This is a genomic window from Halarcobacter sp. (assembly GCF_963675975.1).
GTDB lineage: Bacteria > Campylobacterota > Campylobacteria > Campylobacterales > Arcobacteraceae > Halarcobacter.
The window spans coordinates 2444536-2458075 of record NZ_OY780939.1; the positions used below are offsets into that span (position 1 = coordinate 2444536).

The following is a 13540-nucleotide window of genomic DNA, read 5'->3' on the forward strand; positions in this document are numbered from 1 at the left end:
AAATGAAAAAAAATACAACAACGGAAAAAACATTAATAAATATAATCAAATATGGAGCAGTAATACCTATAATATTACTTTCAATAATATTTACTTATATTTTTATTCAATATAAAAACAAAGAATTAATTGATGAAATAAAAAATCTTGAAGTAAAATTTCTAAATGACAATAAAAGAAATGTAAAAGATGAAGTAAAAAGAGTAATTGATTCAATACAATATGAAATTAGTATTTCTGAACAAAACTTAAAAAAATTCTTAAAAAATAAAGTATATGAAGCTCATACCATAGCTTCAAATATCTATAAAGAAGAATTAAAAACTGGAAAATCAAAAGAAGAAATTTTTAAAACCATAAAACAAACCTTAGGTAGTATCATCTATAATGATGGGAGAGGATATATTTTTATTGATGATATAAATGGTATAAAACTTCTTCAGCCACTAAATAAAAGTTTCGAAGGTAAAGATTTTTCAAACTTTAAAGATCCACATGGATATAACTTTGTAAAACAAATCATAGAAACTATTAAAAACAAAACAGAAGGTTTTGATCAATACTATTGGTATAAATCTCAAACAGATAAAACAGCTTATAAGAAAATGAGTTTTTATAAATATTTTGAACCTTATAATGTTGCAATAGGAACAGGTGAATATATAGTAGATTTCGAAAAAACAATTCAAAAAAATTTATTAGATAAAATAAAAAGAATTAGATTTAATGATAATGGATATATCACTATTCTAAGTGGTAAAGGTGATTACTTATCATATTTTAAAGAAGATACCATAGGAACCAATGGTTTTAATCTTCAAGATAAAGATGGAAATTACTATATAAGAGATATTATAAATTTTGCAAAAGAAAAAGATCATGGATTTTTATCATACATAGCCTCTTTTAAACCAAATGGAAAAAATGAAAATAGAGAAAAAATATCTTATATAAGTTATTTTAAACAATGGGATTGGGTAATTCTTTCTGGATTTTATCTTGAAGAATTAAAAAATGAAATAAAAGACAAAGAGATAGTACTTAAAAAAAGATATGAAGAGATTATACAAAAGATTATCACTATAAGTTTTATTGTTACACTAATATTAATTTTATTCTCATTTTATATCTCAAGAATTATTTATAACAGATTTAATGAATATAAAGAAGAGATAGAAAAAGAAGTTGATAAAACAATTGAAAAAGAAAAACTACTTATACAACAATCAAAAATGGCTATTATGGGTGAGATGATTGGAAATATTGCCCATCAGTGGAAACAACCTTTAAATCTAATCAGCACTTCAAACAGTTTGATAAAACTTAATAAAGAGTTCGATAATTTTAGCACACCTGAACAAATCAGTGAAGCTATAGATAATATTGATAATTCAGTAAATCATTTAGCAACTACAATAGATGATTTTAGAAACTTTTTTAAACCAAATAAAATTAAATCTGTATTTAAAATAAACACTGTGTTAGATAAAACATTTAAACTATTAAATGCTCAATTTAAAAATAATAGTATTAAAGTGATTACAAAAATAGATGATATAGAAATTTATGGTTTTGAAAATGAACTTTTACAAGTTACAATAAACATAATAAAAAATGCTATTGATGAGTTGTTTAAAGTAAAAGATGAGAGAATATTATTTATAACAGCTTTCTTAGAAAATGATACAGTTTATATCAAAATAAAAGACAATGCAGGAGGAATCCCTAAAGAGCTTAAAGATAAAGTTTTTCAAGCTTATTTTACTACCAAAGGTGATAAGGGAACTGGTATTGGTTTATATATGTGTAAACAGATTATTACTAATATTGATGGGGATATAACTGTTAAAAATGTAGATTATTCATATGAAGATGTAGATTATAAAGGTGCGGAATTTATTATTACATTACCTTTTCAATCATCTTTTTAATCCTAAGGCTAAAGTTAGCCCATAGGATATAAAATCTCTTTTTGAATCTCTTGTATTTTTGACATCAATTCTTGACCAATTTCAAAATCTAATGCTGCTAAGGATTCATCTAATTGAGATAATTCTCTTGCACCAATAATTGTAGATGCAACAAATTTAAAATGTTTAGAATAAGCAACTGCTAAAGTAACAGGTGAAATCCCATACTCTTTTGCCAAAATGATATATCTTCTAGTTGCTTCTAGAGTTTTTTCATTTACAAATCTTTGTGCTTGGGCTTGTACTCTTGGATTTTGATGTTTAGCATAAGCTGTAAATCTACATCCTTCTGGATATAAGCCACTATTGTATTTTCCAGATAAAACTCCACCACCAATTGGTGAATATGGAAGAAGTGATATATCTTCTCTTAAACATACATTTGCTAACTCATCATGAAATCTTGGATTTAATAATGAAAAATTATTTTGAATAGACTCAAATCTTGCTAGACCTTTGTTTTTTGAAGTTTCATTTGCTTTAGTAAGTCCATAAGCTGTATCGTTTGAAGTTCCAATATATCTTACTTTACCTTCACGAACCAATTCATCAAAAGCTTTTAGGCTTTCTTCTATTGGAACAATTGTATCTGGCCAATGCATTTGATACAAATCGATATAATCAGTATCAAGTCTTTTTAAACTACCCTCAACTGCTCTTTTAATATGAAAAGAATCAATTGCAGTAAGACCATGTCTTGTAGGGGGAACAAACCATCCTGAAGCAGCACCTGCTACTTTTGATGCAAGAATGATTGATTCTCTTGGTTTACTTTTTAACCACTCCCCTACTATTTTTTCAGTAGTTCCCTCATAAGATGCCTTAGGAGGTACAGGATAGATTTCTGCTGTATCATAAAAATTGATTCCTTTTTCATAAGCTCTATCCATAATTTTGAAAGCTTCAGCTTTATTTGTTGAACTTCCAAATGTCATTGTTCCTAAACAAATAGGAGTTACTCTTAATCCACTTTTACCTATATAGTTATATTTCATAATAATACCTTTAAAAAAACGAATTATAACGCTTTATATTTTAAAAAGGACTAATTTACTCCATTATACAAATCTCTTTTTTGAACATATGCACAATTGTTTCTTTAGCTACTAAAAATACTACAAAAATAGTAATCACCATAAAAATATAAGATAATATTGCATATATATTTTCATGAGTTAACTGATACATCAAAATAGTTGCAATACTAATTGCAGCCATAGGGAAAGTAAATGCCCACCATGAGATAAAAAATTTGATATTAATATAATTTTTATACATAACAAATACTAAAATAGTAAAAAATAAAGCCAAGCTATATAATATATGAGCAAAAAAATCTAAACTAGAAGTTAATTTTATGTAAGCTACAAAACCAATTGCCGGTGGTGCAATAAGTATAAAAAGAGTTGGCATAAACTTTGGTGCAAACTGTTTATGAAAAATAATTCTGTTTAAAATAATAGCAAAAAGAATAATCCAAAAGAAAATTCCAATTGAAAAGAAAAAGTATAAAACTGAATCTGAAACAAAACCTTTTCCAGCTATAGGTACAATAATATTCCCAACAATAGGAATAAACCACGCAGGATTAGAATGGTGAACCTCTAGATTGTTATTTATCCAATATTTAATTGTATAAAATGTAAAAAAGAAATGTAGTACTCCACCTAAAATAAAAAGAACATTTGATAATTCACTTATAGAGTGTCTAAAAAAAATAGATAATAAAAGAAGTGAGATTGAAATAGCCGCAAAGAAATTTACTCTTATTGGATGTGTCATCTCTTTTTTTACCTCTTCTTTATAAGAAATGATTTTTTTTACATAAAAAAAGAAAATTACTAAAAATAATCCTAAAGATATATAACCAAATATATCAACAATTAAAGTTGGGAAATATAAAACTTCATGCATTTTATAAAAAACAATAGATAAACCTGTAAAGCCCATAACAATGGCAAACATCATTACTGGAAAAAATTGCAATCTATCGGAAGGTATTGATTTAATATGTTCACTTTGACTCATATATAAAATCCTTTAAAGAAATCTTTATTTATAATGGTTTGAAAGAAGGAGAATCATGGCTAAAAAACCAATAATAGATTTAAAACCTATGAATTTATCATATAAAGACAGAGATCAAACAATAAAACTATTAACTTTTAAAAAATCAAATATGACGCTGGACATCGCCATATATGAAAATGAAAAGTTTATAAAAAATAGTAATATCGTGTTCGCGCATCTTCCAAAAAGTATTAAATCAAAGATCAAACCATTATAATTTTGAATTATATATAGTTTAAGTTGAAATTATGATTAAATAAACTTATAATTTTATTATAAGTTTAAGTTATAAACTAAAGTTTATTTCTTTTCTACAATATCAAATAGATTTTTATTTAGATATATTGATTTTATTGTAATTCCTTCTTCTCCAAGTATATTATAAAGATAACTATATATATTTTTGCCAATTAATTTTTTATATATTTCATTTACAAATTCACTACAATATAGATTGCTATCACCATTATTTAATTTAAAAGATAAATCAAATTTTAGATTTTTGTCATTTTTATAAGAGTTCAATATAAAATTTAACTTTTCTTTATCTATAGGTGCTTTTAATCTTATAGTTGAGTATTTTTGGTAGTTTTCTAAAAATATAGAAATAGGTTCAATTTTTAAATCTTGGGATTTGTCTTCTTCATTTTCCATATGATATATAAAAATATTTGAGTTATTTTTTATAACTAAGCCTACATGAGAGTAATCAAAAGAATCAATCTTTGAAAAAATATCACTTAAAAAAGAGTTTTCTTTTCTAAATATTATATCTCCAGATTTAAATCTATCAAGGTTAATTGTTTCTGAGAATATATAGTAAGGGATAAAAATAAATAAAATAAAAATTTTTTTCATTTTTATCCTTTTATAAAATAAATCATTTTTTTAAATCTATTTTCCATCCATCTTCAAATTTTCGTAGATCATATTTATTTACTTTTTTTACACCATTTTCTTCTGTAATTACATTTACAATAGCTTTTGATTCAGTTTCCTTAACAAGTTCATATTTTATGATTTCTTGATTTTCTGACATCTCTTCCATACAAGAACTAATTTTTTTGTTTCCACATTGCATCTGAACTCCCATTATAAAAATAGAATATGCAGTTTCCGTAGAATATTTTTTTAAACTTTCAATATCCCCATCTTTAAATGATTCAACAAAGTTTTCAGTAACATCTATTGGACCAGAAGAACCACACCCAGTATAGAGTATCGCACTCAATAGAGTGAATAATCCAATCTTCATAATATTTTTCATTTAATTCCCTTTTTATTTTTTTAATTTTTTAATAATAAAAAATTAAATATATTATAATATTATTTAGATTATTTTTCAAAATATTTATCTATGAAAATCTCTTCAAGATAATTAACTTTCAAATTTATTGTTGAAAACTCTTCTTTTTTTAATATTGAATATATCATTCTAATAGTACCTTTATGGGAACAAATTAGTATATTCTTATCCTTTGGTAAAGTATTTAAAAAAGAATTTATTCTACTTTTAAATTCATCAAAACTCTCTTCACAAATATAGTTATACCAGGTATAAATATTATCTAGATACTTTTTATCATAAGAGTTTAATTGTTCTATTTGTTCAAAAGATTTTTTTTCGATCTCCTCTTTAAATTTTACTTCTCTTAAATTTTTATTTGTAGTGTAGGTTAAATTAAATAAATCAAGTGTTTGTGTACATCTTTTTAAATCCGAGGAATAGATTAAATCATAATCTTCTTTGTTTAATATATTTAATTTTGATTGATCAATCAAAGAGATATCAATATCTATATCTGAGTGACCTATATATCTTTTTTGATACTCTTTTGGTAAGGGAGCATGTCTTAAAAGTGTAATTAAACCCATAAAAAGCAAACTCCAAATGCAATTAGAATTTCGATACTCTCTAATACAAAACCTAAAACATCCCCATTTAGAAACCCTAAAGCTTTTTTCAAAAATACTGTAATACATAAAGCTAATAAAAAAGCTATTGGTATAAAAAGTAAAAAACTAAAATCAGCTAATAAAAATACTAAAAATGAAAAAACTATAATAGAAGTCAAAAAGCTTTTTGGTGTAAAACTATCTGCCATAAGTGTTACAAAAGATGATTTAAACTTTGAAAAATAAATAGTAAACTGAACACTCAACCTACTAATAATAAGAATTGCAAGAAGTTCAAGTAAATATCCATGATAAAGTAAGTAGGCAAATCCTACTATTTTTAAAACTACAAAGATAAGTGAATATAAAACCCCTATTGCTCCAACTGTTGGTTCTTTTATAATCTTGTAGGCATCTTTGCCACTATGTCTTGCATAGATTGCATCTACAACATCAAGTATCGCTTCAGTGTGAATAAACCCATAAAGTACAAAATAAACACAAGTTGCAATAATAGAAGCTAATAAAGGAATTGAATCAAGAAGTGAGAAAAGAAGTATGGTGATAATCCCTAAAACTAAACCAACTAAAGGCAAGAAAAAGACAGTATAGTTTAAAACCTCTTTTTTTGATACATCATCATCTTTTTTAAAACTAACTGGTAAAACAGAAAAGTAACTAAATACAAATTTTAGTCCAAGGATTATATTACTCATAAATACTCTTTTTAATAGTTTCTATATCAATTTTCTTTTTTAATTGTGAAACAAAACTCTCTATTGTTTCTTGTTTATACTTTTCAAAATCAAAGCTTTGATACTCACTATTTATTGTTTTAAATAGTTTATCTCTTAAGTTATCATTATCAAATATAGCGTGGGCAAATGTTCCTTTGATATTCTCTTTTTCAAAGTATATTGGGTATTTTGAACTTGCTCCATGGTGTATCTCAAACCCTGAAACTTTACAATCAAAAATTTCATACTCTTTTTTCTCTAGAGTTTTCTCTTTTTCAAAAACTATTATCTCATCAATAAAGCCAAAACCCTCTTCTATAGTTGCAGTTTCATTCTCTAAGGCATATTTATCATCAAGAGTGTTAAAAAGCATCTCATAGCCACCACAGATAGCAAAAATCTCTTTTTTAAACTCTTTAATACTTTTAAAAAGTCCAGTTTTCTTTAGCCATTGTAAATCTTTGATTACTAGTTTTGAACCAGGTAAAATTATCATATCATATTTATCTAAAGGTATATTTGCTTCAATAAACTCTAAATTTATACAATCATCTGAAACTAAAGGTTCAAAATCATTGAAGTTACTCATATATGGATATGAAACTACACCCACATTAATGATTGCTTTTTCTTTGTTTTGAATATAGTTTTTCAAGCTTTGTGAGTCTTCAAAACCAAAATTAAAAGGTGTATATGGCAACACTCCTAAAACTGGTATTTTAAAATCCTCTTCTATTATCCTAACACCTTCATCAAAAAGTGTTAAATCCCCACGAAACTTGTTTACTATAACACCTATTACATTCTCTCTTAACTTTTTAGGAAGTAGATTATAAACTCCATAAATAGAAGCAAAAACTCCACCTTTTTCTATATCTGCAATTAGTATGATTTTTGTATTGTATTCATCGGCTATAAAGATATTTGAAAGGTCTTTATCCATTAGGTTTAGCTCAACTGGACTTCCAGCTCCTTCACAAACAACTACATCATATTTTGAATCAAGATAATCAAAACATCTTTTAACAGCAGGTTTAAGTATGTCTAAATCTCGATAATACTCTCTAACATCTTTATTGGTTACTACTTTTCCCTCAACGATAAGTGAAGCAGCACTTCCCCTGCCAGATTTAAGTAGTACGGGATTTAAATGATATGAAGTTTCAACTTCTAGAATCTCTGCTTGAAAGTATTGTGCAACTGCAATCTCACTTTTGTCATCACAAACAAAAGCATTGTTTGAAACATTTTGTGCTTTAAAAGGAGCAACACTTAAACCCAGATCTTGGATAATCTTAGCTATTACAAAAGTTAGAGTTGATTTTCCAGCATCTGAGCTTGTACCAAATATTGAGATATTATTCATCTATTTTAATCTACTTTCAAGTCCAAATTTAACTTCATACACCTCATCACAGATTTTTGCAAGCTTTTGTCCTATGATTCCAGTTAAATCTACAAATCTTCTACTATCTTTGTCAAATGGAATTACACCAGAGGTTACTTCATTTAGTACAAAAACTATGTTGCAATCTATTTGCTCTAAAATTTCTAGTTGTTTTAGTAACTCTTGTTCTTCTTTTTCTATATTGTTAAATATCCACATTGAGATACAATCCACAAGATAAGTTTCTTTTTCTTTTATTACTTTTGTTAAGTCTTTTGGCTCTTCTAAAGTAGAAAAGTTGTCTTCCCTACTCTTTTTATGTTTGTCTACTCTTTTATGCATTTCTTTATCATCATAAGAGTTATCATAAGTTGCTATATAAAAAGGTTTATTTTTTGCTAAGCTTAGAGCTTTTACCTCAGCAAGGTTTGATTTACCGCTTTTTTGTCCACCAAAGTATAATACTTTCAATACTTATCCTAAAAAGCTTTCTATTTTTTCTGTTATAGTTTTTTTATCTAATCCATTTAAAAAACCATAAACTAAAGCAGCTCCTGCTCCAACACCCTCTTTTGCTTCTCCATTATCATATAGCTTAAGTGCTGGATGAGAAGACAAAGCAAAATCAAAATCTGCATAATAAGCATTTAGTTTAAAATCAAGCATTTCAAGTAAGGCTTTTATATCACTATTTTCATCATCATTTACCCATTTAGTTGTACATAAAGCTAAATTAGAAGTTTCAAACTCACCTTCCATAGTTTTTAAAACAGCATTTACTATTAATAGAACACAAGCCATTTGTGTCCCACCTGCTAAAATTACTTTTAGTTTATTGTTTAAACCTAAAATAACTCCAGCATAAAAGATAAGCATATTATCACCAACCTTACTAAGTACAGAAAATAGATCGTCACTACTAGATACATTTTCTAAAGCTTTTTGGATAGTTGTATCTCTAATACCATTTGGTACATCTTTAAAAGAACTACTAAACATCTCTTTACACTTATACCCTAAAGCCAAAGCTGTAGCAGTTGCAGTTGAAGTTCCACTTGGTACAGATTCTCCTAAGATTAGATAATCATCTTTTAACTCATAAGCTTGTCCAAATACAAGCCCTTTTTGAAAAACATCCATTGCATCTATATTTGCACCCTCGTCTATTCTTGCTGAAGGTTCTATTTGCATATTGTGTATTTTGAAGTAGTCTAGTTTTGGTTTTACTTTTATACCTAAATCAAGAAGCTCTATATTTGTAAAGGGATTTAAAAGATGAACTGCTCTTGTTATAAGAGCTGGAGTTGGTACACCTTTTGGTGTTTTTGCAACATCTTCTAAACTTCTAACCTCTCCACTACATAAAAACTCACTATCTAGTGTTGGAGTTAAATATATTTGTCCAGGTATTCCTGCTTGTGTTATACCTTCTATATCTGCCGTACCTGTATTACTCATAGCCAAAATATATGTTGCTTTTTTACCTCTTAGGCTTTCTGCAAAATCTATATTTCCAATTATACTTTTTATCATCTTCTTTCCTATAAAGTTTTAATATCTTTTAAACTCTTTTTCTTTTCCCACTCTATTTGTAATAGCTCAGGCTCTTCTAAAAACTCATCCACATAGCCTATAGCTAAATATGCTACTAGTTTATACTCTTTTCCAATTCCAAGTATCTTCTTTACATTTTTAGGCTTTAATATACTTATCCAACCAACTCCAATATTATAAGCTCTTGCCATAAGCCAAAGGTTTTGTATAGCACATACTACACTATACTCTCCCATTTTCTTTTGAGTTGTTTGACCAAGTACTTTTTTCTTTGGTTTTTCATATAAAACAGCTACATTGATATATGACTCTTTTATACCCTCTAATTTTAACCTTGGATATACTTCATTATCTTTGAATATTTTCTTTGCTTTAGTATTCTCTTTTTCAAACTCTTTGTATATTGCATCTCTTTTATCTTTGCTTTTTACAATTACAAATTTCCAAGGTTGAGAAAATCCAACAGATGGAGCACTATTTGCTGCGCTTAAAATCTCATCTAAGATTTTATCATCTATTTTCTTTTTTATAAATCTATTACCTCTAACATCACGTCTTAGAAGCATAATCTCTTTTAAAGTCTTTATATCACTTTTGTTAAATTGTTTCATTTATTATCTCGAACTTTCTTAAAAACTCTGTACAATCTTTTTTTGTATTTTTATATACTCTTTGTAAAGAGTAATATAAACAAGCATATAAAAGATACTGTTTAAAGTTTTCTTTTTCTATTTTTATTTTTGAGTATCTATCGTATGTATTTAATATAAATTGGTAAAAACTTTTATTGAATATATCTTTATCAAAACACCAACTTATAACCACAACAGCTATATCAAAGTTTATATTACCAAAACATGACTGTGTAAAATCATATACCCCACTAAGCTTTTCATCTATAAACTTTACATTATCAGGAAATAAATCCCCATGAATTAAAGCATTAGGCTTTAGGTCTATATCTTTAACTATTTTATACTTTTGTTTTATCTCTTCTATATTTTTTAAAGAGTAAAGCATTTTTTCAAAGTTTTGTTTTGAGTAAACATCCTTTTTAGTAATTTCAATCTCTTTTATAGAGTGTAAACTTACTAAAAAAAGTGTTATCTGTTTTAGATGATTTGATGTAATTGTTTGGATAACATCCCCTTCTATATAAGAAAGAAGTGTTATTGGTCTATTATTGTAAAGGTTTATTTTCTTTGAAAGGACATTTGGGACATCTAAAGTTTTTATAGCTTTTAAAATCTTGATTTGATTTTCTATATCTTTTATAGATGAATCTTCATATAGTTTAAATACATATTTCTTTGTATCTGAAGTGCCAATATATGTTGTATCACTAATACCTTGAAAAGTTTCTTGTATTGAGTTAAAACATATATTGGTATCTTCTATTAAGCTATTTACCTCTTTTAAAGTAAGTTTGGTTAAAACACCCAAATTTTTGCCTTTTATTTAGGTTCATGAAAATCTATAAAAAGAGTCATATATTTATCTACATTCTCTTTTTTAAAGTCAAGTATCTGCTCCCCTTGAAAGTTAAGGTTTTCAAAAGTATAAACTGAACCTTTCTCTTTTACCTTTTGTGTTTCCATACCAATCTTTGGTCTCATATAAACTGTTGTAAAAGGAACTTTACTTTTATGTAAAGGTCTTATAAGAAAACTACTATCCCCAACACATAAAGGTTTTTTTACCTTAGCAGATGCATGGGAAAATGATGTAACTCCAGGTATAACTTCACAAGCTTCATAAACTTCGTTTTTTTGTTCTTTTATTATATCAAGTAGATAATAAACTGTACTATATACAGCACTATCTCCTAAAGTTACAAAAGAAAGCTTATCGTATGTATTAAAAGAATCAAAGATTATATCAACTTGTCTTTGCCAATCCTCTTGTTTGAATCTCATTGGAGTATACATAGGAACAATATCTTTTTCAAAACCATACTCATCCATAAGCTGTTTTACAATTTTATAAGTCATTGACCTTTTAAAACTATTATCAGAACTTTTAGTAGGGATACAAATAGCATCAGAATCTTTTAATGCCTTTAATGCTTTTAAAGTAATTAGTTCATAATCACCAGGGCCAAGTGAAACCATATATAATTTTGTCAATACCCTCTCCTAATAAGTCATAGTCTTATGACTAATACCAAGCATTTTAAATGATTCTTTAATATTTTTGATAATAATCTCATTTGTTTTAGGAAGCTCTAAAAGATTGAAGTTCTCACTGTTGGTAAGGGATTCAACAATTGAAGACTCAAAACAATCTTTTAAATTCTCTTTTATCTCAAACATATCTTTTATAAAGTGATTTCCACTAACTAAAAGTAAAGGTACAACTTGAACTTTTTTATAACCTTTCTCTTTTATTTTTCTTTTAATAGCTTCATTTACAGAAAAATATGGAAAAGCACCCTCTAAAGAACATGAAAAGTTTCTTTCATCTAACATCTCTAAAAGTGAACTTGTATATGAAATAGAATCAATACCAACTGTATTTAACTTTGGAGTTCCATGGATAATATATAAGTTTGCAGTATCTTCTTTGCTAACTTGCTCATTTAACTCTTTTAAATATGCAGTTGTATCTTTTGTAGTTGTTAGAATTGGATTTGTAATACCTAAGTTAGCCATAGAGAAGTGTTTAAATCCATCTACTATTTTTTTTAAAAACTCATGTTCATCTGTTGGATAGATATTTACAGATACTACAACCACATGTTTAAATCCTAACATATCAACATCAGCTAAAGTTTGAGGAAGGTTTTTATAAATCTCTTTTTTCTTTTTCTTTAAAAGCTTAATAACCATTCTTGAAGAAAAAGAGGTAAACACCTCACAATCTGGGTATGCCTCTTTTACTTTCTCTTCTAAATCTAGATACTTTTGTTGCTCTATTACAGAACCAAAACAAGCAAGAACGATAGCTCTTTTTCTGTTATAGTGTCTAAATCTTTTCATTATTTTGCACTGTTAAAAAGTCTTGGTTCTACAAAAGAACTTGATTTTAAACTATTTAATGTTTTAGCCCCTGCAAGTACTGCAATATCAATAACTGGTTCTAAAATAACAACACTCATATAAGCTGCCCCAAAACTAAATACTGCACTTATGTTTTCTGCACCAAAACCTTGTCCGTATAATGCCCAGAATGCAACCCAAGTTACGATTCCACCTTGATACATTAAAGATAGTTTTAATGCAGTTGCATATTTGATATCTTTGTATGGTGTAGCTTTTGGAATGATTTTAGCTGCTACATAACTCATAGCAAATAAAGGCATTAAAAGAGTAGTTACATTTATACCATATTGTGGTAAATCAAACTGTGCAAAAAATAAACCTTGGATTAATAAACCAAGTGCCAAACCAAAGGCTGCAGCCCCTGCACCAAATATTAAAAATAGTGTTGAACCTAAGATTAAATGAACCTCAGAAACACCTATTGGATGGTGAGGTAAAACCTCAAAAAACATAAATACTAAGATAGTACTAATTATTGTTTTTACTGCAAATGGTAAAACACCTGCGTCTTTGATATTTTCATAAGCCATTTTAGCGGCAACCGAGAATGAAACTGCGGCAGTTCCATAACTTAAAACCATTTTTGCGCCGTGCACAACTCCTGCTTCTATATGCATGAATAGTCCTTTATTGTTAAATAAATTAAAATTAAAAAATTTGTGTGTTAAATTGTGATTATTTTGTTAAAAATTGTAAAAATTGAGAATTTAGTGGGGGATCTAGAGATTGTATCTCGTTTTCATAAGCTGTCTTATGGTATAAATTGCTATTAGTTTCACTAGTGCATAACTTATTTATTGTCGAGAACATCGCAATTGTTGACAATTTAAAGTATCGTTTATTATAGCCTCTAAGATTTTTCATGGCGAAAGTTTAGCCAGAAAA

At 27.1% G+C, this 13540-nt stretch carries 16 protein-coding genes; 2 read left to right on the top strand and 14 right to left on the bottom strand.

The genetic code is table 11. From position 1 onward, the window contains the following. The first annotated feature begins 2 nt into the window (after window positions 1-2). On the top strand, window positions 3-1931 hold the full coding sequence (locus ACKU3H_RS12005) for a cache domain-containing protein (protein ID WP_320034102.1): 1929 nt from the start codon (window positions 3-5) through the stop codon (window positions 1929-1931). A gap of 14 nt (window positions 1932-1945) precedes the next feature. On the opposite strand, the gene ACKU3H_RS12010 is transcribed toward ACKU3H_RS12005, so the two are convergent. Beyond that, window positions 1946-2965 (bottom strand): aldo/keto reductase, encoded by a 1020-nt coding sequence (locus ACKU3H_RS12010; RefSeq protein WP_320034103.1) that lies wholly within the window; start codon window positions 2963-2965, stop codon window positions 1946-1948. Window positions 2966-3020: 55 nt separating this feature from the next. Then, window positions 3021-3998 carry an SLAC1 anion channel family protein gene (locus tag ACKU3H_RS12015; protein WP_320034104.1) on the bottom strand — a complete coding sequence of 326 codons (978 nt, stop codon included), beginning with the start codon at window positions 3996-3998 and terminating at the stop codon, window positions 3021-3023. A 55-nt stretch (window positions 3999-4053) separates the two neighbouring features. Between ACKU3H_RS12015 and ACKU3H_RS12020 the strand changes: the two genes are divergently transcribed. Continuing rightward, window positions 4054-4257, top strand: a complete 204-nt coding sequence (locus ACKU3H_RS12020; protein ID WP_320034105.1) for a malate dehydrogenase — start codon at window positions 4054-4056, stop codon at window positions 4255-4257. An 83-nt stretch (window positions 4258-4340) separates the two neighbouring features. On the opposite strand, the gene ACKU3H_RS12025 is transcribed toward ACKU3H_RS12020, so the two are convergent. The 12 genes from ACKU3H_RS12025 to ACKU3H_RS12080 form a co-directional block, all read right to left on the bottom strand. Continuing rightward, window positions 4341-4898, bottom strand: coding sequence for a YiiX/YebB-like N1pC/P60 family cysteine hydrolase (locus ACKU3H_RS12025; protein ID WP_320034106.1), 558 nt, complete (start codon window positions 4896-4898; stop codon window positions 4341-4343). Window positions 4899-4920: 22 nt separating this feature from the next. Continuing rightward, window positions 4921-5307, bottom strand: a complete 387-nt coding sequence (locus tag ACKU3H_RS12030) for a DUF4878 domain-containing protein (protein ID WP_320034107.1) — start codon at window positions 5305-5307, stop codon at window positions 4921-4923. A gap of 68 nt (window positions 5308-5375) precedes the next feature. Next, window positions 5376-5915: a histidine phosphatase family protein gene (locus ACKU3H_RS12035; RefSeq protein ID WP_320034108.1), complete on the bottom strand. Its 540-nt coding sequence runs from the start codon at window positions 5913-5915 to the stop codon at window positions 5376-5378. Continuing rightward, window positions 5906-6652 (bottom strand): adenosylcobinamide-GDP ribazoletransferase, encoded by a 747-nt coding sequence (locus ACKU3H_RS12040; protein WP_320034109.1) that lies wholly within the window; start codon window positions 6650-6652, stop codon window positions 5906-5908. The genes ACKU3H_RS12035 and ACKU3H_RS12040 overlap by 10 nt, the downstream gene beginning before the upstream one ends. After that, window positions 6645-8039 carry a cobyric acid synthase gene (locus ACKU3H_RS12045; protein ID WP_320034110.1) on the bottom strand — a complete coding sequence of 465 codons (1395 nt, stop codon included), beginning with the start codon at window positions 8037-8039 and terminating at the stop codon, window positions 6645-6647. The genes ACKU3H_RS12040 and ACKU3H_RS12045 overlap by 8 nt, the downstream gene beginning before the upstream one ends. After that, window positions 8040-8531, bottom strand: a complete 492-nt coding sequence (locus tag ACKU3H_RS12050) for a bifunctional adenosylcobinamide kinase/adenosylcobinamide-phosphate guanylyltransferase (protein WP_320034111.1) — start codon at window positions 8529-8531, stop codon at window positions 8040-8042. Window positions 8532-8534: 3 nt separating this feature from the next. Then, a complete protein-coding gene (gene cobT, locus ACKU3H_RS12055) occupies window positions 8535-9593 on the bottom strand; it encodes a nicotinate mononucleotide-dependent phosphoribosyltransferase CobT (RefSeq protein ID WP_320034112.1) in 1059 nt (352 codons plus the stop codon). A gap of 8 nt (window positions 9594-9601) precedes the next feature. Beyond that, entirely contained in the window at window positions 9602-10225 is a 624-nt protein-coding gene (gene bluB, locus ACKU3H_RS12060) for a 5,6-dimethylbenzimidazole synthase (RefSeq protein ID WP_320034113.1), read from the bottom strand. Further along, a complete protein-coding gene (locus ACKU3H_RS12065; protein WP_320034114.1) occupies window positions 10212-11057 on the bottom strand; it encodes a phosphotransferase in 846 nt (281 codons plus the stop codon). Before ACKU3H_RS12065 ends, bluB begins: the two co-directional genes overlap by 14 nt. An 11-nt stretch (window positions 11058-11068) precedes the next feature. Continuing rightward, the gene (locus ACKU3H_RS12070) at window positions 11069-11740 is read right to left on the bottom strand and encodes a precorrin-2 C(20)-methyltransferase (protein WP_320034115.1); all 672 of its coding nucleotides are present in this window, start codon (window positions 11738-11740) and stop codon (window positions 11069-11071) included. Between the two features lie 9 nt (window positions 11741-11749). Then, window positions 11750-12592, bottom strand: a complete 843-nt coding sequence (locus tag ACKU3H_RS12075) for a sirohydrochlorin cobaltochelatase (protein WP_320034116.1) — start codon at window positions 12590-12592, stop codon at window positions 11750-11752. Next, complete coding sequence (locus ACKU3H_RS12080; protein WP_320034117.1) at window positions 12592-13272, bottom strand: energy-coupling factor ABC transporter permease; 681 nt, start codon at window positions 13270-13272, stop codon at window positions 12592-12594. Before ACKU3H_RS12080 ends, ACKU3H_RS12075 begins: the two co-directional genes overlap by 1 nt. Window positions 13273-13540: the final 268 nt, after the last annotated feature.